The sequence below is a fragment of the Runella salmonicolor genome (assembly GCF_024158025.1).
GTDB classification, from domain to species: Bacteria; Bacteroidota; Bacteroidia; order Cytophagales; family Spirosomataceae; genus Runella; species Runella salmonicolor.
Genome location: NZ_JAMZEL010000001.1, coordinates 1154197 through 1178577 on the forward strand (window position 1 = coordinate 1154197; position 24381 = coordinate 1178577).

The 24381-nt window shown below is 45.9% G+C and carries 22 protein-coding genes; 18 read left to right on the forward strand and 4 right to left on the reverse strand.

Annotated elements, in window-relative coordinates; all coding sequences use genetic code 11:
- Positions 1 to 120: 120 nt before the first annotated feature.
- Complete coding sequence (locus NCI00_RS04715) at positions 121 to 1944, reverse strand: ABC transporter ATP-binding protein (RefSeq protein ID WP_253525518.1); 1824 nt, start codon at positions 1942 to 1944, stop codon at positions 121 to 123.
- Positions 1945 to 2131: 187 nt separating this feature from the next.
- On the opposite strand from NCI00_RS04715, the gene NCI00_RS04720 reads away from it, so the two are divergent.
- The 5 genes from NCI00_RS04720 to NCI00_RS04740 all read left to right on the forward strand — a co-directional run bounded on the left by NCI00_RS04720 (position 2132) and on the right by NCI00_RS04740 (position 9636).
- Complete coding sequence (locus NCI00_RS04720) at positions 2132 to 2698, forward strand: Uma2 family endonuclease (protein WP_253525520.1); 567 nt, start codon at positions 2132 to 2134, stop codon at positions 2696 to 2698.
- An 86-nt stretch (positions 2699 to 2784) separates the two neighbouring features.
- Positions 2785 to 5154 carry a PSD1 and planctomycete cytochrome C domain-containing protein gene (locus NCI00_RS04725; protein ID WP_253525522.1) on the forward strand — a complete coding sequence of 790 codons (2370 nt, stop codon included), beginning with the start codon at positions 2785 to 2787 and terminating at the stop codon, positions 5152 to 5154.
- A gap of 48 nt (positions 5155 to 5202) precedes the next feature.
- Positions 5203 to 6657, forward strand: coding sequence for a DUF1501 domain-containing protein (locus NCI00_RS04730; RefSeq protein WP_253525524.1), 1455 nt, complete (start codon positions 5203 to 5205; stop codon positions 6655 to 6657).
- A gap of 125 nt (positions 6658 to 6782) precedes the next feature.
- Entirely contained in the window at positions 6783 to 7316 is a 534-nt protein-coding gene (locus tag NCI00_RS04735) for an REP-associated tyrosine transposase (RefSeq protein ID WP_253525527.1), read from the forward strand.
- A 175-nt stretch (positions 7317 to 7491) separates the two neighbouring features.
- Positions 7492 to 9636: an FN3 associated domain-containing protein gene (locus tag NCI00_RS04740; RefSeq protein ID WP_253525529.1), complete on the forward strand. Its 2145-nt coding sequence runs from the start codon at positions 7492 to 7494 to the stop codon at positions 9634 to 9636.
- Positions 9637 to 9684: 48 nt separating this feature from the next.
- Here NCI00_RS04740 and NCI00_RS04745 read toward each other — a convergent pair whose 3' ends face one another.
- Positions 9685 to 10107, reverse strand: a complete 423-nt coding sequence (locus tag NCI00_RS04745; protein ID WP_253525531.1) for a DUF2141 domain-containing protein — start codon at positions 10105 to 10107, stop codon at positions 9685 to 9687.
- A 219-nt stretch (positions 10108 to 10326) separates the two neighbouring features.
- Here NCI00_RS04745 and NCI00_RS04750 point away from each other — a divergent pair, with 219 nt between their 5' ends.
- Entirely contained in the window at positions 10327 to 11793 is a 1467-nt protein-coding gene (locus NCI00_RS04750; RefSeq protein ID WP_253525533.1) for an MFS transporter, read from the forward strand.
- Positions 11794 to 11881: 88 nt separating this feature from the next.
- On the opposite strand, the gene NCI00_RS04755 is transcribed toward NCI00_RS04750, so the two are convergent.
- Positions 11882 to 12565 carry a hypothetical protein gene (locus NCI00_RS04755; protein ID WP_253525535.1) on the reverse strand — a complete coding sequence of 228 codons (684 nt, stop codon included), beginning with the start codon at positions 12563 to 12565 and terminating at the stop codon, positions 11882 to 11884.
- Between the two features lie 296 nt (positions 12566 to 12861).
- Here NCI00_RS04755 and NCI00_RS04760 point away from each other — a divergent pair, with 296 nt between their 5' ends.
- The 8 genes from NCI00_RS04760 (at position 12862) to NCI00_RS04795 (ending at position 19366) form a co-directional block, all read left to right on the forward strand.
- Positions 12862 to 13413, forward strand: a complete 552-nt coding sequence (locus NCI00_RS04760) for a YceD family protein (protein ID WP_253525537.1) — start codon at positions 12862 to 12864, stop codon at positions 13411 to 13413.
- Between the two features lie 53 nt (positions 13414 to 13466).
- Positions 13467 to 13658 carry a 50S ribosomal protein L32 gene (rpmF, locus tag NCI00_RS04765; RefSeq protein ID WP_114067282.1) on the forward strand — a complete coding sequence of 64 codons (192 nt, stop codon included), beginning with the start codon at positions 13467 to 13469 and terminating at the stop codon, positions 13656 to 13658.
- A 150-nt stretch (positions 13659 to 13808) separates the two neighbouring features.
- A complete protein-coding gene (plsX, locus tag NCI00_RS04770) occupies positions 13809 to 14747 on the forward strand; it encodes a phosphate acyltransferase PlsX (protein WP_166556951.1) in 939 nt (312 codons plus the stop codon).
- Between the two features lie 100 nt (positions 14748 to 14847).
- A complete protein-coding gene (locus NCI00_RS04775) occupies positions 14848 to 15837 on the forward strand; it encodes a beta-ketoacyl-ACP synthase III (protein ID WP_253525538.1) in 990 nt (329 codons plus the stop codon).
- A 133-nt stretch (positions 15838 to 15970) separates the two neighbouring features.
- Positions 15971 to 16534, forward strand: a complete 564-nt coding sequence (gene efp / locus NCI00_RS04780; RefSeq protein WP_166556949.1) for an elongation factor P — start codon at positions 15971 to 15973, stop codon at positions 16532 to 16534.
- Positions 16535 to 16610: 76 nt separating this feature from the next.
- Entirely contained in the window at positions 16611 to 17084 is a 474-nt protein-coding gene (gene accB / locus NCI00_RS04785; protein ID WP_253525540.1) for an acetyl-CoA carboxylase biotin carboxyl carrier protein, read from the forward strand.
- Between the two features lie 120 nt (positions 17085 to 17204).
- Complete coding sequence (gene accC / locus NCI00_RS04790; protein WP_253525542.1) at positions 17205 to 18548, forward strand: acetyl-CoA carboxylase biotin carboxylase subunit; 1344 nt, start codon at positions 17205 to 17207, stop codon at positions 18546 to 18548.
- A gap of 290 nt (positions 18549 to 18838) precedes the next feature.
- Positions 18839 to 19366, forward strand: a complete 528-nt coding sequence (locus NCI00_RS04795) for a YciE/YciF ferroxidase family protein (RefSeq protein WP_114067287.1) — start codon at positions 18839 to 18841, stop codon at positions 19364 to 19366.
- 113 nt (positions 19367 to 19479) lie between these two features.
- Here the strand turns inward: NCI00_RS04795 and NCI00_RS04800 are convergent, their stop codons facing one another.
- Positions 19480 to 19896, reverse strand: a complete 417-nt coding sequence (locus NCI00_RS04800; protein ID WP_253525545.1) for a GNAT family N-acetyltransferase — start codon at positions 19894 to 19896, stop codon at positions 19480 to 19482.
- Between the two features lie 251 nt (positions 19897 to 20147).
- Here NCI00_RS04800 and NCI00_RS04805 point away from each other — a divergent pair, with 251 nt between their 5' ends.
- From NCI00_RS04805 to NCI00_RS04820, 4 genes are all read left to right on the forward strand, one after another.
- Complete coding sequence (locus NCI00_RS04805) at positions 20148 to 20570, forward strand: IS1/IS1595 family N-terminal zinc-binding domain-containing protein (protein WP_114067290.1); 423 nt, start codon at positions 20148 to 20150, stop codon at positions 20568 to 20570.
- 409 nt (positions 20571 to 20979) lie between these two features.
- The gene (locus NCI00_RS04810) at positions 20980 to 22356 is read left to right on the forward strand and encodes a porin (RefSeq protein ID WP_253525548.1); all 1377 of its coding nucleotides are present in this window, start codon (positions 20980 to 20982) and stop codon (positions 22354 to 22356) included.
- A gap of 73 nt (positions 22357 to 22429) precedes the next feature.
- Positions 22430 to 24028 (forward strand): MFS transporter, encoded by a 1599-nt coding sequence (locus NCI00_RS04815; protein ID WP_253525551.1) that lies wholly within the window; start codon positions 22430 to 22432, stop codon positions 24026 to 24028.
- Between the two features lie 72 nt (positions 24029 to 24100).
- Complete coding sequence (locus NCI00_RS04820) at positions 24101 to 24325, forward strand: DUF6814 family protein (protein WP_114067293.1); 225 nt, start codon at positions 24101 to 24103, stop codon at positions 24323 to 24325.
- Positions 24326 to 24381 lie beyond the last annotated feature (56 nt).

Here is a 24381-nt window from a genome sequence, read left to right on the forward strand (position 1 = left end):
GTTTGGCGGTTTTCACTGTCGGGCCTGCCCCTACGTTTAACATTTTACATTTATTATTTTTCTGTTTTGCGGTTCCCAAAACGGTCAGAGGCAAGCGGGCAGACGCGAGGCCTGCCCCTACTAACTCTGCATCAGGCTCAACTTTCGATAAAAACCTTTTTCATCCGTCAACAGGTCGTCGTGTGTGCCGCGTTCGATGATTTTTCCGCCGCTCAATACTAAGATTTCATCAGCGTGTTGAATCGTGCTGAGGCGGTGCGCAATGACGAGTGTTGTACGGTTTTTCATCAAATTGGTCAAGGCTTCCTGTACCAGTTTTTCGGATTCGGTATCCAACGCCGAAGTAGCTTCGTCCAAAATCAAAATCGGTGGGTTTTTCAGAATCGCCCGCGCAATGCTCAGGCGTTGGCGCTGCCCGCCCGATAGTTTTGTGCCACGGTCGCCGATAACGGTCTGATAACCATCATTTTGCTCCACAATAAACTGATGCGCATTGGCGATTTTAGCAGCGGCAATCACCTGTTCCTTTGTGGCATCGGTTCCAAATGCGATGTTATTAAAAATGGTATCGTTAAACAAAATAGACTCCTGCGTCACGATGCCCATTTGGTCACGGAGTGATTTTGTAGTTACGTCGCGCAGGTCAGCGCCGTCTATTAAAATTTTTCCTTCCGTAGGGTCATAAAAACGCGGCACCATATCGGCCACCGTCGATTTCCCGCCACCCGAAGAGCCCACCAAGGCCACGGTTTTTCCTTTTTCAATGGTAAACGAAATATCCTGCAAAACAGGAATGCCTTTTTCGTACTCAAAAAATACGTTTTGAAATTCAATGGCGTGGTTAAAGGTTTTTACCTGCGTTGCATTGGGCGCATCTTTTACGTCAACGGGGGTATCAATGAGTCGCATGATGCGCTCTCCCGACGCCACCCCGCGCTGAATCCCGCTCACGGCATTGGATATTTCTTTGGCGGGCCGCAAAACCTGCGAAAAGATAATGATGTAGGTCACAAAGGTAGACGCCGACAGCTCAAAATTGTCCGATAGCACCATCGAACCGCCGTACAATAAAATACCCGCCACCACAGCGACGCCCATAAATTCCGACATCGGCGGTGCCAATTCCTGCCGAAAAACCATGCGCAATAATGAATGACGATAGCCTTGATTTTCAGCGGCAAAGCGTTTTTGAATTACTTTTTCAGCATTAAAGCCTTTCACGACCCGGATGCCGCCGAAGGTTTCGTCCAATACGCTGATGATATTGCTCAAGCGCTGCTGCACTTCCGACGCCGATTCTTTGAGTTTTTTGGCCAACGTGCCGATGATAATTCCCGAAAGCGGAATCACAATTAATGTAAAAAAGGTCAGCTTGACCGACATCGCAAACAACGTTACGAAATAGAAGATCAACGTAAAAAGTTCTTTGAACAACGCACTGAATGCCCGCCCAAGTGAGTTTTCAATTTCCTGAACGTCAGTAGTTACCCGAGAAATGAGGTCGCCTTTTCGCTCATTGGAAAAGAACGATAAGCTCAACCGAATGGCATTATCAAACACCGCCTGCCGTAGTTGCGACACGGTATAGGCTTTGAAATTTTCGATGATACGAATGGAAAAATACTTAAACACATTGGACAACAACACACAAATCATGATGGCTCCGCACACAAACTGCAGCGCCCCATATTTGCCATAATCCTGAATGGCGTGGCCGAAATAATACTGAAACAAATCGACAAGGTAGGCCGCATCGAATCGAAACGACGGAAATACCAACTGCTCAGGGATTTTTGCTTTTCCGAAAAGAACATCCAACAAAGGCTGAATCAACGTAAAATTGAGCACCCCAAACAAGCTACCCAATAATGAAGTAATAAAGTACGGCCCCACGTATCGGCTCAACGGACGCGCGTACTGTAAAATGCGCCAATAAATTTTCATCTAAATGTGTATCTCAATTTTATCAATCCCAACAATGACGAGGTCTTTATGGTTGAGAAGGTGCAGAAGTTTATCAAATTAAAAGGCAAAGTTAGTAAAAAACGCGGGGAGTTGGACTTTCTCGAAAATGCTTTCCGCCTTTGTCAACTACCCGAATTATTGTATTTTTGGTAAAAAAGATGAAGCTATGCAAACATCGACGTCGGTAACAGTAGCAGAATACTTTGATTTACTTCAGAAATCAGACATTAAACTCGAATACCATGCCGGCGAAGTAGTAGCCATGGCAGGCGCACAGCCTGCCCACAACAGAATATGTGTCACACTTTCTGCCGCACTTGAAAATTGTCTTCGTGCAGGAGAATGTGTTGTATTAAACAGCGACCAACTTATAAAAATAGAAGGCTGTCAAAAATACGTCTTTCCCGATTTGGTCATTGTTTGCAAAAACCCTGTGTACGAAAAAGCCCCCAACGGCTTAGATGCGCTCGAAAATCCCGAGATTATTGTCGAAGTGTTGTCAGATTCAACCGAAAGTTACGACCGTCTCGAAAAATTTGATTGCTATAAAACCATTCCCTCCTTCCGTGAATACGTACTTGTTTCCTCAAAAAAGAAGAAAGTAGAAGTAATCAAAAAACTGAGCGAAGCCGAGTGGCTAAGCCATACTTATAGCGAAAAAGACACTGCCATCCAGATTGGAGAATTTGTGATTGACCTTTCTGAAATTTACCACAAAGTAGTGTTTGCATAAATTATTTGACGTCAAGGAGTAGAAATTAGTTTTTAATATTTTTTAAAATATATTTGTACTTATTATAAACTGTACCAATCCTTAACGTGAAAATATTTTCCTCGGCAAAGTCTTATTTGCTCAAAAACAGGCTTTTAATTGGTATTGTGGTTGCGTTGGCGTGCGTCACAACGGCTTGCTTTCTCAACCGAGGCAACGCGTCGGCGGCGTCCATTCCTGACGAGGTAGACTACAATTACCACATTCGGCCGATTCTCTCCGACCGTTGCTTTAAATGCCACGGCCCCGACGCCAACAAACGCGAAGCTGACCTGCGTCTTGATACGGAAGCTGCGGCCTATGCCGCACTGAAAGACAATCCAAAACTCCACGCCATCGTCCCCGGCGACTTGGACAATTCGGCCGTTTGGCTCCGGATTACGACCAAAGACACGGCCGAACTGATGCCGCCCGTGGAATCTAACCTCAAGCTGACCGAGCACGAAATTGCCCTTATCGAAAAATGGATAAAACAAGGAGCCAAGTACAAGCCTCACTGGGCGTTTATTGCCCCTACCACGCCCAAGCTCCCCGAAGTAAGCGATGAGGCTTGGCCTAAAAACGAAATTGACCGGTTTACCCTGGCCAAAATGGATGAAAACGGCCTCTCTCCCAACGAAGAAGCCGATAAAGAACGCCTGCTCAAACGCGTAGCGCTTGACATTACGGGCCTGCCCCCTTCGTTTGAATTACAAGAGCGTTTTTTGAAAGATAAATCCGAAAATGCCTACGAAAAAGTGGTGGATGAATTGCTCAAAAGCAAGCACTACGGCGAAAAAATGGCGCTCCCGTGGCTCGATGCCGCTCGTTATGCCGACTCCCACGGCTATCAGGATGACGGCCTCCGCACGATGTGGCCGTGGCGCGATTGGGTCATTCATGCTTTCAATCAAAACTATGGATACGATAAATTTGTAACCTGGCAATTGGCAGGTGACCTGTTGGTCAAACAACAGGGCAAAAAAGCCGATGACCCCGCAGCCAAGGAAATGATGCTGGCTACGGGTTTTAACCGCAACCACAAAATTACGCAGGAAGGCGGTGTAATCGACGAGGAATATCGCATTGAGTACGTAACTGACCGGACCAACACTTACGGAAAAACGTTTTTGGCGCTCACCTACGAATGCGCCAAATGCCACGACCACAAGTACGACCCTATTTTGCAGAAAGATTATTACAGTGCCTTTGCGTTTTTCAACCAAGTCCCCGAAAAAGGCCTTTTCGGCACCATTGACGCCAATTTTGCCGACCCGCCAAACATGAAAATCACGACTAAGGATGTCAAAGACATTCTGAAATTTGTGAACAAAACCGACACGGCGGCGGTATTGGTCATGGTGATGCAAGACAAAGATACGCTACGCCCTACGCACATTCTGAACCGTGGAAATTATGACCAACTCGGCGATGTGGTCACGGCCAATATGCCCAATTTTATTCTTCCTTTTAATCCTAAAAAATACCCTCAAAACCGCCTCGGGCTGGCCCAATGGATGCTTGACCCTAAAAACCCCCTGACCGCCCGTGTGTTTGTGAACCGAGTATGGCAGGAGTTTTTCGGGCGGGGAATTGTCAAAACGGTCGGTGATTTTGGAATGCAGGGCGAGCTTCCTTCCCATCCGCAATTATTGGATTGGCTGGCCGTTGATTTCCGAACGCACGGCTGGGACATTAAGCGGTTGGTCAAACAAATTGTACTCTCAGCCACTTATCGACAGTCGTCCGTTATTACCAAAGAGCATTTATCGAAAGACCCTGAGAATGTTTTTCTCGCCCGCGCTCCCAGAATGCGCCTACCCGCTGAGTTTGTCCGCGATTTAGTGCTGGCCAGCAGTGGCCTACTGAACCCCGAAATCGGCGGTCCGAGCGTCAAAACGTACCAACCGAAAGGGCTATGGGAATCAGCAACTTCTGGAAGAGGAATCCTGAAAACTTATGTTCAGGACCACGGCGACAGCCTCTACCGACGCGGTATGTACGTCTTTATAAAACGTACGGTTCCGCCGCCGAACATGTTGATTTTTGACGCCAGCAACCGCGACCAATGCGAAGTCAAACGCTCCCGCACCAACACGCCGCTCCAAGCACTTCTGATGCTCAACGACCCCACCGTTTTGGAATCTGCCAGGGTTTTGGCCGAAAAACTGACGTTGGAAAAATCTTCCGTTGACGATAAAATCAGCAAAGCATTCCGACAAATCGTCTGCCGTCAAGCCAAATCCAAGGAGTTGGACGTGATACGAAAGTATTTTGATGAAGAAAAAGCCGCACTCGCCAAAGCTCCGCAAAAAGCCACCAAATTGCTAAGCGTGGGCGAAGCGCCTCAGGCCCGCATTCCCGACCGCCCGTCGGTAGCGGCGCTGATGCAGACCATTTTGATGGTGTATAATTTGGAAGAAGTTATCATGAAATAAGGGGTTTTTCGACAAAAACCTACGTTTCCTATCCCCTATGTGGTTACAATGAAAAACGAATTTTTAGAAAATCGCCTTAACATAAATCGTCGGCATTTTTTGGGTAAAATGACTGCTGGCATTGGCAGCGTAGCCCTCGGCTCACTGCTCGTTCCCGATTTGTTCAAAGGCTCGGGCGACGACTCCGACGCCCTGCCCTTGGGTATTCCGCACTTTGCACCCAAAGCCAAACGCGTGATTTACCTGTTCCAAAACGGCGCGCCATCGCAATACGAAAGCTTTGAGTATAAACCTATGCTCAATAAAATGGCCGGGGAAGAGCTCCCCGCTTCCATTCGCATGGGCCAACGCCTCACGGGTATGACCGCCAATCAGGCCAAATTCCCGTTGGTAGGTTCGCATTTTCAATTTGCGCAATACGGGCAATCGGGCATGTGGATGAGTGAGTTGTTTCCCAACATTGCCAACATCGCCGACGACCTCTGCATGATTAAAACCATGAACACCGAGGCCATCAACCACGACCCGGCCCTCACGTTTATGCAAACAGGTGCCCAACAGGGCAACCGCCCCAGCATGGGCGCATGGGCAAGCTACGGACTGGGCAGCGAAAACAAAAACCTTCCTGCATTCTCGGTGTTGCTTTCGCGTGGCAAGGGCAACGGTCAGGGCGTTTATTCCAAACTGTGGACCAACGGTTTTTTGGATTCTACCCACCAGGGCGTGGTATTCAGCAGCGGCGAAGAGCCCATTTTGTACCTCAACGACCCCGCTGGCACCGACCGCTCGGCCCGGCGTAAGATGCTGGACAACCTTTCTGAACTAAATAACATGGCCTACGACGATTTTGGCGACCCCGAAATCAAGGCCAAAGTGCAGCAATACGAAATGGCCTACCGAATGCAAACGGCCGTGCCTGAACTCACCGACCTCAGCAAAGAACCCGACCACATCATCAAAATGTACGGTCCAGAATGTTTGGTACCGGGCACTTTTGCCGCAAATTGTCTTTTGGCCCGTAAGCTGTCGGAAGCGGGTGTGCGGTTTGTGCAGTTATACCATCAGGGATGGGATCAACACGGCAACATGGTCGGTGAAATGCCCCTTCAGGCCAAAGATACCGACCGCGCTTCGGCGGCGTTGATTACCGATTTGAAACAACGTGGTCTACTCGACGAAACCTTGGTCATTTGGGGCGGTGAATTTGGCCGTACCAACTACAGCCAAGGCACGGCTACCAAAGACAATTACGGTCGCGACCACCACCCCCGCGCTTATTGCACCTTTATGGCGGGCGGCGGCGTCAAACCAGGCACCGTTTACGGCGAAACCGACGATTTTGGGTACAATATCGTCCGCGACCCCGTACACATCAACGATTTCCACGCCACGGTCATGCACCTCATGGGACTGAACCACGAAAAGCTGACCTACAAGCACTTAGGCCGCCGCTATCGCCTGACGGATGTGGCCGGAAAAGTAATTCCGGGCTTGATTGCATAACGCTGTCGCTCGCGTCCCGCGAGTGACGACTATTATAAGGCTTCCAGCCGGTTTTAATTCTTTAGGCCAGAGGCCTGTCAATAAACGTCACTCGCCAGACGCGAGCGACTGCGATAACAAAAATTATGTCTGAACTGCGTAAAGCAAACGTATTGGAGGCTACTTATTTTGTAACACTTACCGTAGTTGGTTGGATAGATGTATTTACCAGAAAAGAATACGCTGATGAAATCATTAAAAACCTAAAATTCTGCCAACAGAAGAAAGATCTTGAAATATTTGAATATGTAATCATGCCAAGCCATATTCACCTGATTTGTCGTCGTAATCAAGGCTTATTGAGTGAATTACTCCGCGATTTCAAAAGCTACACCGCAGAGCAAATCCTGCAACTTATCCGAGACAATCCACAAGAAAGTCGCAAAGAATGGTTAATGTATATGTTTCAGTTCTTCGCCAATCGTCATGCTCAAAATTCAGATAATATGTTTTGGCAAAAGACTAATCATCCGATTGAGCTTTATTCAAATAAGGTCATTCAACAAAAAATTGATTACATACAGCAAAATCCTGTTGCGGCAGGCATCGTTACGGAGCGTTATTATTATTTATATAGCAGTGCCTGCGCTGATTCACCGTTGCAAGTCAGTGAAATGTAAAATGCAGTCGCTCGCGTCTCGCGATGGGGCGGCCCGCGCTGTGACCTGTATTAACAGGCCTCCGGCCTAAATATATACAAAGGCCAGAGGCCTTGTGATAATCGTCACTCGCGAGACGCGAGCGACTACTTAAAGCCAATTCGACACTCTGCATTCTTAACTCGACATTCCAAAAATGCTTCGTTTTCAAAACCTAACCTCATACCTACTTTTAGCCATTCACGCCCTGTTGGTATTTTTATTGGTATTTCAGGACAAAGTCATCCTTCCGACGTGGTTGCAACCCGTGGGGCGAATGCACCCGATGCTACTGCATTTACCCATTGGTTTATTGATTTTGGCAGGATTGCTGTGGATATTCAGGGAAGAATTTGAAGGGGCAAACTTTAACAAATTATTGGGCTTTATCCTGTCATTGACTGCCTTAACGGCTGCCCTAACCGCGCTGATGGGATTCTTCCTCTCCCGCGAAGAAGGCTACACCGCCGACTTGCTCAATTGGCACAAATACACCGGAATCGGCCTGAGTTTTCTGGCGTATGGCTTGGTTTTATTGCATCAACAATCCATTGAACGCAAAGCCATATTTAATGCAGTTTTGGCGCTTAGTGCGGTAGTTTTAGCCGTAACGGGGCATTTTGGAGCCAGCCTCACGCACGGAGAAGGTTATCTGTTTCCCACCAAAGATGGCGACGCCCCCCTTACCATCACCGACGACACCCCAGTGTTTGAAGCGGCTGTTCAGCCCATTTTGAAGGCCAAATGTTTTCAATGTCACAACGAGCAAAAGACCAAAGGCGAACTGCTCATGACCACCGTGGCGGGCTTGCTGAAAGGCGGCAAAAACGGCCCGATATGGGTAGCGGGCGACGCCCTCAACAGCCACATTATCCAACGCGCAAACCTGCCACTCGACGATAAAAAGCACATGCCTCCCCGAGGAAAAGCCCAGCTGACGCCGCAAGAAATCGGTTTGCTGACGGCCTGGGTGCAAAGCGGAGCCGATGTCAAAAAGCCCATCAAAGCCTTGGCGGCCAACGACCCAATAAAAGCATTTTTGGAAAAGGGAGAAAGGAAAACGGAAAATGCAGCGGTTTACACCTTTGAACCAGCGTCTGAATCTACCCTCGAAAAACTCAACAATCCCTTCCGAGTGGTGTTTCCTCTGGCGCACAATTCACCCGCATTGCAGGCTGATTTCTTTGTACGTCAGGCGTATAAACCAGAGCAGTTGGGCGAGTTGTCGGACATCAAACAACAATTGGTGGTGCTGAATTTATCAAATATGCCCATCAAAGACGAGGATTTGGCGACCATTGCCAAATTTGAAAAGTTAGAAAAACTCAACTTGAACAATTCAGACATTACAGGCAAAACCCTGTCGGCATTTAAAACGCTGACGGGCTTAAAATCACTGTCATTGTCGGGCACAAAAGTGACCAAGGAATCATTGAAAACCATTGAAAATCTACCCAATCTTCAGGAAGTATTTATCTGGAATACGCCCATTTTGGAGAAAGAAGTGGCAGAATTGAAGAAACAAAACCCTAAAATTCGCTTTGAATTGGGCTACGTTCCCAAAGAATCTGAAAGGTTAAAGCTCAATCCTCCGATGTTGGTCAACGAAAAATTTGTGTTGACCGAGCAAACGCCCGTTACCTTCAAACATCCCCTCAAAGGCGTCACAATTCGGTATACGCTCGATGGCTCCGTCCCCGACTCTACGGCCTCGTCGATATATAAACAACCGATTGCCCTTAACGGCTATACCGTGGTGAAAGCCCGCGCAACCAAAGACAACTGGTACGCCAGCGACGTGGTCGAGTACACGTTTTTCAAAGGAACCTATCGCCCTACCCTTGTCGAATTGTTAAACGAACCCAACCCTCAATACCAAGGCGAAGGCAGCAATACCCTCATCAATCAGAAAAAAGGCGAAGCCAGCGATTTTAAGAACCCTGCTTGGCTTGGCTACCGCGAAAAACCTTTTGAAGCACTGTTTACGTTTGCCCAGCCTACGGGAGTCAAAGCAGTGACCCTGAGTATTGGCAAAAACATCGGTGGCTTCATTTTCCCGCCAGCATCGGTCGAAGTGTGGGGCGGCAGCGATAAAGCCCATCTGACCCTGTTGCAGAAAATTTTACCCGAACAACCGACCAAAGACCAATCAGCCCGCATCGAAGCCATCCAGAGTCAATTGAAAGAGGGTAAATACACGGTCATTAAAGTTGTTGCACGGCCAGTACCAAAACTTCCCGCTTGGCATCCGGGCAAAGGACAACCAGCGTGGGTATTTGTAGATGAAGTATTTTTCAACTGAAAAGAAGAATCCCACTCTCCCAAGGTTTCAGGTCAGTTAAAAAACCGCCTAATTCAGCAGTTTTATTCTAAGGTGTGAAGTTCCGTTGCCTTTCACTTCAAAGGCGCAATCTTCAAAATTGGGGCCCGTAAATACCGGACGATAATTATTACTGAAGCCAAAAGGCTCTTTGGGATAACCCACGAAGTTTTTATCCAACTTCCAATTATCATTCATATCGTGATACAACGCCAGCGCATAACGCCCCGGCGGCAAATTCATCACGGTGCGGGTTTCTCCCTTGGCCGACACCGCCACCATTTGCCCAAAATCAGGCTTGGTGTACGTACTTCCAAAGGTATTTCCTGCCCGAAATACGCCCAAACGCAAAGTGCCCTTCGGATGGCGGATGTTGGTTATTTCAATGGTAAGGGCGGTTTCTTCGGCCGTCAATAAAAGTGAAAGTAAAGAAATTAAAAGCAACAACTTCATAAACGAGACTGGGTAATAGCTGAAAGAAAATAATGTATACGATTACTAAAGACTATAGACAGGCGAAAATAATATAACCCCTAGTTAACAACTAGCGACTGCTTACTTTTATTACTTTCATCCAAATTTTTCTCGCTTAAATGTAAGTCATTAGATTTGCATTTAATGACGAAATGCCTATAATTGCATCACTGCTTTCGATTTAACTTAACCTATGTAATGAACGAAAAACCCAAATTAACCTTTTGGCAAATCTGGAACATGAGTTTCGGGTTTTTAGGGATTCAATATGGCTTTGGCTTGCAACAAGCCAATATGAGTCCCATTTTCCGCTACCTCGGAGCCGACGAAGCGTCTATCCCTGGCCTTTGGCTTGCTGGACCGCTTACTGGCTTATTGCTCCAGCCCATCATCGGGGCCGTTTCAGACCGCAGTTGGTCCCCCACTTGGGGGCGGCGTAGGCCATTTATCCTTGCGGGAGCACTTTTAGGAAGCATTGCTATGATTCTGATGCCCAATTCTTCGGCGGTCTGGATGGCGGCGGGCCTGATGTGGATTCTCGACGCGGGCCTCAATTCTGCCATGGAACCTTTTCGGGCTTTTGTGGGTGATATGCTCAACGAAAAACAGCGTCCTGTTGGTTTTGCGGTCCAATCCTTCTTTGTGGGTTTTGGACAAACCCTCGCCAACCTGATGCCCTATATTTTGCCACTTTTGGGTGTCTCGATGGTTTTATCTGACGACCAACTGGCCAATGGTATTCCCAACTCGGTTCGCTATCCATTCTATATAGGAGCAGCGTCTATTTTACTGGCGGTATTTTGGACAATGCGTACCACCAAAGAATACCCTCCCGAAAACGATGATTATAAAAAAGCGCACGTTTTCTCGGAAGAAGAAAAAAAATCCATTTCCTTTTGGCATTTAGCCTTAGCCGTTGGCGCCGCGATTTTGGCCTTTGGCTTTGCTTACTTTTCGGGTGGCTTGGCCAACGGCCTCAAATGGGGTTTAGGTATTTTAATTGGTGGGTACTTGGTGTTGATGTTGCCCGTATTCAAAGAAATTTTGGCCCCGCTTTCAACCATGCCTACGGTCATGCGTCAATTGTGGTGGGTAAAGTTTTTTACTTGGTACGGCCTGCCGCTGATGTGGCAATACCTTTCATTGGCTACGGCCAAATACGCCTTCAACGCGCCCGATGCCGTTTCAAATCCAACGGGTTTTGAAGAAGGAACCAAATGGGGCGGGCTTTGTTTCGCCATGTTCAGTATTTCGTGCGCGGTCGTTTCATTTTTTATCCCCCGGATTGCCAAGGCCGTCGGGAGCAACCGCGCCACCCACGCCCTGTTTATGTGCCTCGGCGCGGCTGGTTTCTTTATGACACTGATTTCTAACGATAAGATGATTTATTTGGCCGGTATGACCATCATCGGGTTCATGTGGGGCTCTATAATGTCAATGCCTTATCTAATGTTGGCCGAAGCCGTACCCAAAGAAAAAATGGGGGTATATATGGGTATATTCAACGGCTTTATCTGTGTTCCGCAGTTTATCGGGATGCTTACCGTACCGCTTTTCTATAAAACATTGTTGGGCGATGACCCTCGCAACGCCCTTGTGTTGGCGGGCGTTTGTATGTTATTTGCCGCTGCTTCTTGTTTTTTGGTGAAAGAAGCGAAATCATAGCCTAGAAACTTACCCTAATATAAAAATCCCCAATAGCATCATGCCATTGGGGATTTTTATAATTGTACTTAGTTATACGATTCTTGGTCTACTTTTTATTAAAATTATACCCCAACGTCAGGAAGAAAATCTGGGATTCTGTACCAGCGTAAGGTTTTACACCTCCTTCCGAAAAACCCTGATTCAGGAAGTCGTTTAAGTAATACTGCACTTTTAACCCAAATCCATTTTTAGCCTGAAATCCAACAAAAACGGCGGGCATAAACGCATTGGTACGATTGCTGAACCATTCATTAAATTTATCGACCTTCTCGCCGTTGATAAAGTCTTTTTGTTTGTAATTGATGGCAAAACCAGCTTCAGCTCCCCCATACACGTAGAAGTTACGCAAATCTCCGATTTTAATCCCCACCGGAATTCCCACCGCATACACCCGCTGTTTGGTTTTAAATTTATCGGTTTTGACCGTTCCTACAATCTCTTCTTCCGTAATCATTCCGATATTGGTCAGGTTCAATCCACCAAAAACCCCGAAATGATTTCCTAAGTCCAGATTGGCATTGGTGCCTAAGTTAAAAAACAACGTAAAACGCGGAATACTTCCCACTTCCTTACCGTTGCGGGTTACTTGCGAAAACGACAAAAGAGCACCGTTTCCACCCTGCGTGTAATAAATCTTCGACGATTTTTCTTTGGCTGAATCTTCAACGCTGTCCTGGGCAATGGCAGCTACGGAAGTCAAAAAGGCGATGGCGAAAATGATTGTTTTCATGGCTGTTGATTTTTTATGGTTAAGAATGATTTTCGTAAACAAGATGCAAGCTACTGGTCAAATGGTGACGGAATTGAGGATAAATGGGCAAAAAAAAGGACGAGCGTTCCAAATTCTCCGCTCGACGGCAAAACCGTTTTATAGACTTCCTTTGAAAAATATTTCCCAGCCTTTGGGCCTCTTGGTCGTTAAAACCGCGTTTTTCGCTTTGTCGACATTAAAATAGAATATAAACTTTTTAAGATTTGCGATTTTTAATAAATACTCCTAACTTTGCAGCCCATTTTGATAGAGAAGTGAAAGCGCTAACACAGTACGACATAGGCATTTACGGTTTAAAAGACAAGCAGTATGTCTATAATTTTGAGTCAGGTCGCGAATTTTTCGAGGCACTGGAGCAAGAATTAATTGAAAATGGTCATTTTACAACGCATTTGACCATCGACAAGTCTACTACGATGCTGATTCTTAATTTTAGCATTGCAGGAGTCGTTGAGTTGGTGTGTGACCGCAGTCTTGAAGTTTTTGAAGAGCCGATTGATTTAACCGAAAAGCTCATTTTAAAATTTGGAGACCACGATGAAATACTGGCCGAAGACATTGAGCTTATCCGTCACGAAACGGTTAAAATCAACGTTGCTCAGTACATTTTCGATTTCATCGCGCTTTCATTGCCTATGAAAAAACTTCATCCACGCTTTAGAAATGAAGAGAATGAAGATGAAGAAGAGGGAATTTTGGTGTACCAGTCGGGAGAAGAAAGCGAAACAAAAGCCGCTGATACCCCCGACAACGAAGCAATAGACCCCCGCTGGGCCGCTTTGCAAAAGTTAAAAGGAAAAGAATAAGCATTTTTTTAGAGTAACTATAGATAACGAACAAACAATAAAGACATAAGGCAATGGCACATCCCAAACGAAGACATTCAAGCACTCGCCGCGACAAACGCCGTACACACGACGCAATCCAGGGTAAAGCACTTTCAACTGACCCAACAACGGGCGAAGTACATTTGATGCACCGTGCGCACGTATTTGAAGGAAATTTGGTTTACAAAGGCAAAGTTGTGGTAGAAGGCTACAAGCAAGTCTAATTCATAACTCTCTGTATGTGAAAGCATTTTATGGCAACTTATAGATAAAGTTGTTGTGAAATGCTTTTTTAGTATCGGTTATCTGCTATTTTTACAGCCTCATTTTGAGTATAACGATACCTTCTTGATACCCAATACCTCTAAAGAATAATGAAAATAGGAATAGACGCAATGGGAGGGGATTTTGCCCCCGATGCTATAATAGAAGGAGCCGTCAATGCAGCATCCCAATTACCCCCGGATATCCATATTGTATTGATTGGTAAGCAGGATGTAGTCAATGCTTTGCTGGAAAAATATAATTATCAGGGCAGCCAAATTGAAGTTGTCCATGCCGAAGAAGTCGTAGAAATGGGGGAACATCCCACAAAAGCGCTCTCTCAGAAGCCCCATTCCAGTATCTCAATTGGATTTAAGTTATTAAAAGACAAACAATTAGATATTTTTTGCGGAGCAGGCAACACGGGCGCTATGCACGTAGGAGCACTCTTCAGTATCAAAGCAATTGAGGGAATCATCCGCCCAGCCATTGTAGGATTTGTGCCTCAGAAAAAAGGCGGGCACGCCGTTATGCTTGATATTGGCGCCAATGCCGACTGCAAACCAGAAGTATTGGAGCAATTTGGCGTCATAGGCTCTATCTTCGCCCAGCAAACTTTCCAGATTGAACGCCCACGCGTGGCTTTAATGAATATCGGGGAAGAAGAGCAAAAAGGCTCGGTAGTAGCGCAGGCCGCTCACCAACTTTTAAAAGACAATACCCGAATTCATTTTGTAGGCAACATGGAAGGCGGCGATATGTTTGACGACAAAGCCGATGTCATTGTCACCGACGGATTTACGGGAAATGCTCTTTTCAAGTTGGCCGAATCTTTCTACGATGTTGCTAAAGAGCGCGGTATTCAGGATGAGTTTATTGATAAAATGAATTATGAATCAGTGGGCGGTAGCTCCATCATCGGAGTCAACGGCAACGTCATGATTGCACACGGAATATCCTCGGCCATCGCCATCAAAAATATGATTACCTGGGCGCGCAAACAAGTGGAATCACACGCCTACGTTCAGATTGCCAAAGCCCTAAGTTAAAACTGCGTTAGCTGTTACCCGTTCAACGTGGTTCGAATTTAAAAAACGAACTCACGTATAACCGAGACACAGATAACTAATAACTTTTACGAAGTAAAAAATGAGTCAAATTCGAGCTGCTATTACGGGGATACAAGGATACGTACCCGACTACATTTTGACCAATGCAGAATTGGAAAAAATGGTTGATACCAATGACGAATGGATAACCGCCCGCACAGGTATCAAAGAACGTCACATCCTCAAAGGAGAAGGCCTAGGCACTTCTCACATGGCAGCTGAAGCAGTACAAGGTCTTTTGACAAAGACCCATACCGCCCCAGAAGAAGTTGATTTACTTATCTGCGCAACCACAACCCCCGACTTTATCTTTCCAAGTACCGCCAATCTTATCTGCGATATGGTCGGTATCAAATCCATCGGGAGTTTTGATATTCAGGCGGCCTGTTCGGGCTTTGTGTACGCCCTGACCGTGGGTTCTCAGTTTATCGAAACAGGAAAATACAAAAAGGTGATTGTAGTAGGTGCCGATAAAATGTCGGCCATCGTCGACTACACCGACCGTACCACCTGCGTACTTTTCGGCGATGGAGCGGGGGCTGTAATGCTCGAACCCAACACCGAAGGCTTTGGAATTATCGACAGTATTATCCGCTCCGACGGTGCCGGACAGCCTTTCCTGAACCAAAAAGCAGGAGGAAGCCGCTACCCACCCACCCACGAAACCATCGATAAACGCTGGCACTATGCGTACCAGGATGGTCCTTCGGTATTTAAGTTTGCCGTCACCAATATGGCCGACGTTGCCGCTGAAATCATGGAGCGCAATCACCTCACGGGCGACGATGTGGCGTGGCTCGTACCACATCAGGCCAACAAACGTATCATTTCTGCCACCGCCAATCGGATGAAAGTAGGAATGGATAAAGTGATGCTTAATATTCAGAAATACGGCAATACCACCGCCGCTACCATCCCGCTTTGTTTGTGGGATTATGAATCTCAACTCAATAAAGGCGACAACCTGATTTTGGCCGCTTTTGGGGGTGGGTTCACATGGGGCTCGGTGTATGTCAAATGGGGCTACTAAGCTTTCCAGCAGCTCTTTAATGTTTTTTTATCAACCTATATTTTGCAAATAATCGTCAGTTTAAGGGTTTGTAATGTAGTTTTAGCCGCTTTACCAATCAACTACTCAACCAAAAACTGTAACTCAAAAAAGTATGGCAACAACCGCAGACATCCGTAATGGATTGGTCATTAACTTCAACAACGATTTATTCCAAGTAGTTGAATTTCAACACGTAAAACCTGGCAAAGGCGCAGCTTTCGTACGCACGAAAATCAAAAGCCTTACCACTGGAAAAGTGTTGGATAACACCTTCAACTCAGGAGTAGCTATTTATCCAGTTCGTGTAGAACGCCGCTCTTTCCAGTACTTGTACAAAGATGAAACTGGTTATAATTTCATGGACAATGAAACATTTGACCAAATCTCTATTTCCGAAAAACTTCTTACGGCGGCTGATTTGCTGAAAGAAGGCCAAGTCGTTGAAGTACTCATTAATACCGAAAACGAATCCCCCCTCACCTGTGAATTACCCTCTTTTGTGGAACTTGTCGTCACCTACGCCGAGCCAGGCATCAAAGGGGATACTGCCAATAACCCCCGCAAGGCCGTTGAAGTTGAAACAGGAGCCCGTATTATGGTGCCTATGTTTATCGAAGAAGGAGATAAACTCCGCATCGATACCCGCACTTACGATTATGTAGAACGCGTAAAATAATTCCTACTGATTGTAGCCAATCATTGATGGCATGGCGCTAAAAAATAGTGACGACTGCGTAATAACCACTAAAAAAATGGAAATCAAAGACATTCAAAAATTGTTGGACTTCATCGCTAATTCTGGCTTGGATGAAGTCAATATCGAAACCGGAGAATTTAAGGTAAGTGTAAAGAAAAATGCGGCAGCTACGTATGTAACGGCCGCCCCTGCCCCCGTAGCAGCAGCGCCCGTAGCGGCTCCTCAGCCCGCGGCTCCCGCCGCCCAGCCTACCGCCGCCCCTGTGGCTCCCAAGGCTGATGATTCAAAGTACCTGACCATTAAATCACCAATGATTGGTACTTTCTACCGCTCAGGTGGCCCCGATAAACCCTCTTTTGTAGAAATAGGCGATGAGGTTACGGCGGGCAAAGTAGTTTGCATCGTGGAAGCCATGAAGCTCTTTAACGAAATCGAGTCGGAAGTATCGGGCCGGATTGTGAAAGTATTGGTTGAAAATGCAACTCCCGTTGAATACGACCAGCCTTTGTTCTTGGTAGAACCCATTTAAATCGTCGGAGTTAATCAAGTTTTGCCGTAAAATATCGGAAACAATCAAGTTTTGATTGATAAACTCCCCGATTTTATGACAACCCCCTGATTACCAATGACTACTCAATGACTCAAAATTATGTTCAAAAAAATACTTATTGCCAATCGCGGGGAAATCGCCTTACGGGTGATTCGTACCTGCCGCGAAATGGGAATTCAGACCGTGGCGGTGTACTCAACAGCCGACCGTGAAAGTCTGCACGTACGTTTTGCCGACGAAGCGGTTTGTATTGGCCCCCCTGCGAGCCGTCAGTCTTACCTGAATATTCCAAACATCATTTCGGCCGCCGAAATCACCAACGCCGACGCCATTCACCCCGGCTACGGATTTTTGTCGGAGAATGCGGAGTTTTCTCGAATTTGTGCCGATTACGGTATCAAATTCATCGGAGCCACGGCCGAGCAGATTAATTTCATGGGCGACAAAGCTACCGCTAAAGCAACCATGAGAGCCGCGGGCGTACCCGTAATTCCAGGTTCAGAAGGACTGCTTGACTCGGTAGAACAAGGCAAAGAATTGGCCAAAGAAATTGGCTACCCCGTCATTGTGAAAGCAACCGCGGGGGGCGGTGGACGTGGAATGCGTATCATCAAGGATGAAAGTGAGTTTCAGAAAGCGTGGGATGATGCCAAAATGGAATCGGGCGCGGCTTTCGGCAACGACGGCCTTTATCTCGAAAAATTTGTAGAAGAACCCCGCCACATTGAAATTCAGGTGGTAGGCGACCAATACGGCAAAGTATGCCACCTTTCGGAGCGCGATTGCTCGATTCAGCGTCGCCACCAAAAACTGGTTGAAGAAACACCTTCTCCCATCGTGACCCCCGAACTTCGGGAGCGCATGGGACAAGCCGCCATCAAAGGTGCCTCGGCCATCAATTACGAAGGTGCAGGAACCATTGAGTTTTTGGTCGATAAATACGGTGAATTCTACTTCATGGAAATGAATACCCGGATTCAAGTAGAACACCCGATTACGGAAGAGGTAACCAACTTTGACCTCATTAAGGAACAAATCAAAGTGGCGGCTGGTGAGCCAATTTCGGGACAAAACTACACCCCACAGCGCTACGCAATGGAGTGCCGTATCAACGCAGAAGACCCCGCCAACGGATTCCGCCCAAGCCCCGGCAAGATTACGCAATTGCACTTTCCGGGCGGTCACGGCGTTCGTATCGATAGCCACGTGTATGCCGGCTACACCATTCCTCCCAATTATGACTCCATGATTGCGAAGATTATTGTAAGCGGTCAGTCACGCGAGGAAGTAATGACCCGCATGAAACGGGCTTTGCAGGAATGCGTCATTGAAGGCATCAAAACCACGATTCCTTTCCATATCCGCCTCATGGACGACCCCGGCTTTAAATCAGGGATATTTACGACCAAATACTTGGAATCCTTTGATTTCGGAGGATTGTAAAGTATAAATAACCGAAAAATGTAAAACTGATAAATGTAAAATAAGGAGAATACAGTCTGCAACAAGCTGTAAATCCGTTTTTCATTTCTCAACATTTCTTTAAAAGCGAGCTTTCAAAAGCTCGCTTTTTTTGTTTCAACTTTCCCAAAAGTGTGCCTTTTTGGGAAGCCTTTTCTTGAACTGATGCACAATTTGAGGTTGTTATTTCCCAAGAAACCCTGTCTTTAAGTTAGCATGATTTTTTTATCTTTTCGGTCATAACTTATCATTTAACTTTAACAAACAAGGTTATGAAAAAGCAACAAATCACCGAAGAGATGAAACAATCTCCGCTTCATCAATTGTTTTTGGAAGAAATTAAAGACATTTATTGGGCCGAAAATCATTTGCTGAAAGCCCTACCAAAAATGGCCGAAGCCAGTACTTCAACCGAACTTAGGAAGGCATTTGAAGGTCACTTGGCCGTTACGCAAACCCACGTAGAACGTTTGAAAAAGGTTTTTGAATCATTGGACGAAAAACCTGAAACCAAAACCTGTGAAGCCCTTAAAGGACTAATCAGAGAGGCCAACGAAATCATTGACGATACCGAAGACGGCACCATGGTGCGGGATTGCGGCCTGATTTTGGCAGCCCAAAAAGTTGAACATTACGAAATTGCAACCTATGGTACCCTGCGTACTTTGGCCGCTATTATGGGCCATACGGAAGTGCAGGCACTTTTACAGGCTACGTTGGACGAAGAACACTCGGCCGACGATGAGCTAACACAGGTGGCGATGTCATTTGTCAACGAAGAAGCCATGTCCGAAAAATAGCTTAAGAGATTCTTATTGAATAACTTAACAAAAAAGCAGAAGGTGAACCCTTCTGCTTTTTTGTTAAGTTAAACTCATCTATGCTACTCAAGTTTTAGCTTCTTTGTGAAACGTCATTTCAGTTCTTCTACCGTATCTATAAAATAACAATGCGGATGATGTTTCATGCCTATTTTGGGATAATACTCTACTGCTTTGGGCGCCGACAATAAAATGAGTTTGGCACGGGGCGCGGCCAGTTTTGTTTGCCGAATCAATTCCTTACCGATGCCCTGTTTTTGATACGCTTCGTCCACCGCCAAATCTGACAAATAGGTACAAAAAGCAAAGTCAGTAATGGCCCGCGATATGCCAACGAGCGCGCCATTGTCGCGCGCCGTTACCAACAGATTGGCATTTTTGAGCATATCTGCTATCCGCTCAGTATCCTCAACGGGGCGACGCTCGCCTAAGGTTGAGCGATTGAGTACTGATATAAATTCATCAACAGACAGCTGATCTTCTACTTGATAATTGATTGAAAATGACATGTAAGGTATTGTTTTAGGCTCCAACAGAACAGGCAACAATTATCCGTACTTTTCGGCACTTTTCAGCATAGAGAAACAAAAAACTGTTCTTTTGCCTCGAATATAAGCAAGCCTAAAGGCTATCTATCTAAAATTAGCACATCCACCCCAAAAATGATCAAAAGCATTTTTTCATAGAACGGGGCAATTTAGATTTGGTAAATTACTATAGCGAAATATCTTTTTTCACCCGACTAAACCTTCTCTCATCAATGGCTGCAACCTTGAAATGCCCCAAATGCGATAGCCTAGAAACTGTCAAAAACGGAATTATTAAAAACCGCCAACGGTTTCGGTGCAAAAAATGCGATTACAATTTTACCGTCGACAAACTCGGCAAAGGCATTAGTTCGTATTACGTCATCAAAGCCCTCCAGCTGTATATTGAAGGGGTGAGTTTCCGCGAAATCGAGCGTTTGTTGGGCGTCAGTCACGTATCGGTCATGAACTGGGTCAAAAAATACCAAATCAAAATGCCCGACCGAATCACGCATCATGCCACTTATAAAGTAATGAGCCATAAGGAATTGGCGGAGTTTTATGCCGACCGCAAAAACCTCGAAGGAACGGGCATGATTGTGACCGAATTGGGCGATAAATTTATGATGATTAAATGGGAACGATTTAAAGATTGAGGCTCCGAAGAATTCTTTTTAGTCAAACAAGGCATTGCATTCTCCCCTATTTCTCTTATTTATTGCTAATATAATATACTTTTGCTAAATTACTATAGGCACTTTTCGGGGTGCCTATTCCTATTTTGTGCCCCTTTATACTTCAATTAGCGCCAAAATACCCTATAATATTCTGCTTTTTTCTTCAATTACCACAGAATATTTAGACTTGGGCACCATTATTAATATAAAATAAGGCAAATCGGGTGTTTTATTTGCCTTTACCTATACTAATTGACCAAAGCTATATCAATATTTTTTTTATTTATTGTATTTTATGGTGTTTTGAATCACGATTGCTGCCCAAGGCGCCGGGGCTTCGATTGCAATGCAGTCCGAATTTTTCGAAACCTTCTCCTCTTAACCGACAATGAAAAAGTTATTTTTAGTATTGATTTTTGCTGCAAGCTACGCCCATAGCTACGCCCAAGGCTCTACGGATTATGGTTCAGGAATGAAATTTAATATAAATCCTGAAGGCACTAAATACGTGCGTTTGATTACTTGGAGTCAGATATGGGCTAGGTCTGTACAGAACAATCCTGGCACGTTAGTCAACGGAACACCCCAAGACAAAACGTTTGATGTGGGTGGTCGGCGCTTACGGATGTTAGCAATGGCCCAAGTCAGTTCACGATTTATGGTATTGGCTCACTTTGGTGTCAACAATCAGTCTTTTCTGAACGGCGGTGCTGCGGGCACTTCCGGAACGGGTGGGTATGGCGCTGGCAAAAAACCCGGGCTATTTTTCCATGATTTTTGGAGTGAATATACCGTCATCCCCGCCATCAATGCCGAGACAAAAAAGCCCAACAAATTTACGATGAATATTGGGGCTGGTCTGCACTACGTAATGGGGATTTCAAGAATGACCATGTCGAGTACCCTTAATTATTTGGCCGTTGATGCACCCATATTCAACTGGGCACTTATCGAAAACAGCGATCAATTTGCCCGCCAATACGGCATCTTTGCCAAAGGAAAAGCGGGCAAGTTTGAGTATCGTTTGGCATTAAATAAACCGTTTGCCACCAACGGAACGGCCACCGAAGGCGTAGCCGTTGACAACAATGGCCAGAGTAAAGCCGCGCTGGCAGGCTATTTAGAATATGAATTTTTTGACCGAGAATCCAATGCCCTTCCTTTCAAAGTGGGCACCTACGTTGGCACCAAAAAGGTATTTAATGTAGGCGCAGGGTTTTATTCTCAAAAAGAAGGAACACAAAGCCTGAAAAATGGAATTGTACAAAAACATGCAATAAACTTGCTAGCGTTGGATGCATTTCTGGATATGCCGATCGGTAAAAAAGAGAAAAATGCGGCCATTACGATGTACAGCGGCTATTTTAATTACAATTTTGGTCCCAACTACCTCCGCAACATCGGCATCATGAATATTGGCACCATTGACCCCAAGTTTACCGATAAAAAAGCCTTGGCGGGCGCGGGAAATGCCCGCCCAATGATGGGAACAGGCTCCATTTTCTATACACAAGCAGGAATTTTATTGCCCAAAACCAGCGATAAACCCAAAATCCGCGTTCAGCCATTTGCCGCTTACACGTCTAAGAAGTTTGAAGCCCTCAGTAAAACAGGCAGCTACTTTGACCTCGGCAGCAACTTTTTCATCGACGGGCACCACGCAAAAATCACTTTACAGTACTCAACTCGCCCCATCTACACGGCCAAAGATGTCATAGATGGCAACAAAGGTGAGTTTATCGTTCAATTCCAAACGTATCTTTGAGTTTGGTTAAGTAAAACCCTCCTCCGAAACCCTTATATTTTCTCTAATTATAACACCTAACTTTCCTACACTAATGTCAGAATCTGCAACAACGAATACCAAAGCGCAGAAAAAACAAAGCTTAGCGGCCATCATTGCGGCATCGTCGGTCGGTACGATGATTGAGTGGTACGATTTCTACATCTTTGGAAGCTTGGCGACGATTATCGCCACCAAGTTTTTTCCAGACGGTAACCCCACCGCGGCTTTTCTTTCTACCTTAGCCACTTTTGCCGCAGGCTTTGTGGTTCGTCCTTTCGGGGCCATTTTCTTTGGCCGCTTAGGTGACCTTATTGGCCGAAAATATACCTTCATGGTCACGTTGCTGCTGATGGGCGGCGCTACGTTCATGATTGGTTTGATTCCCAGCTACGAAACCATCGGTTTCTTGGCCCCTACCCTCGTGCTTTTACTGCGTCTTTTGCAGGGGTTAGCCCTTGGCGGCGAATACGGCGGCGCCGCTACTTACGTGGCCGAGCACTCTCCCGCCGACAAGCGTGGGTTCTGGACTTCATGGATTCAAATCACGGCTACGGCAGGGTTGTTTGTATCGCTGATTGTGATTCAATTGACCCAAAACAGCATGTCGAAAGAGGCTTTTGCCGAATGGGGCTGGCGCGTACCGTTTTTGGTTTCCATCATCATGGTCTACGTTTCGGTCTTGATTCGTAAAAATATGCACGAATCGCCGTTGTTTGCCAAAGCAAAAGCCGAAGGCAAAACCTCTACCAATCCGCTGAAAGAATCATTCGGCAACCGTTACAACTTCAAATTTGTGTTGCTGGCTTTATTGGGAGCCACTATGGGTCAGGGAGTTGTGTGGTACACGGGGCAATTTTACGCGTTGAGCTTCCTGCAAAAAGTAATGGCTATTGACCTTCAGCAATCCAACGCGCTGATGACCTACGCGCTGATGTTGGGCACGCCATTCTTTGTGCTATTCGGTTGGTTGTCTGATAAGATTGGCCGCAAAGGCATCATGCTTGCCGGTATGTTGATTGCCATTTTGTCGTACCGTCCGATTTACGAGAAAATGTACCAGACCACCAACATCCAAAATAAAACGGAAGTAGCCGAAAAAACAACGGTAGGCATAACCCGCACGCTGGACAAAAAAGACGGGGTTGAAACCAAAGATTCGCTCATTGTCACTACCACCAAAAAAGAATATACGGACGGCACTCAATACGAAGAAAAGAAGATTGAAAAAATCTTAGCCGATGCTTCGGCGGCCCCTGTAAAACCTGAAGTCAAGAAACTCGTCACCATCAATGACAGCGATAAATGGACGCTTATTTGGCTAGTCTTCATTCAGGTGATTTTCGTAACAATGGTCTACGGCCCTATCGCAGCCTTCCTCGTTGAGATGTTTCCGACCCGCATTCGCTACACGTCTATGTCGTTGCCGTACCACATCGGAAACGGCGTATTTGGTGGACTGTTGCCTACCATCGCCACCGCTTTGGTTGCCTCGGCTGGCAAAGCCAACGACATCGCCAAAGAAGCGGGGGAAGCATTGCCCAACGCCGCTCCTTACCTCGAAGGACTTTGGTATCCGATTGTCATTGCAGGAATCTGTTTTGTCATTGGATTATTGTACATCAACGGTAAAGACCGCAACGTGAATGACTAGTTCACCAAATCAACGAGTAACAAAAACGCTCATTGCTCCTATTTTTCAACTGATTTAGCAACAACAAAGACAATGAATACGATAAAAAGACTAGCAGGTATTATCTGGTTGGCCGTGGGTGCCGCCGCAGGGTATTATTTATTAATCAATCAGGCCATCCCCAAATTTGGCACGGGCAAACCTGAAGACTTGATTCCTGCGGGAATTTACACCTTTATCTTGTGTCCTCTTATTGTAGGGAGCCTGGCTACTTTTGGAATTTATGCCCTCAAAGGCGAATACGACAGTAAAAGTTAGGTTTAGGGTTTAGTAGTTTGAATGATTGTCGAAGTAGTATCGCTCTTCGGCAATCA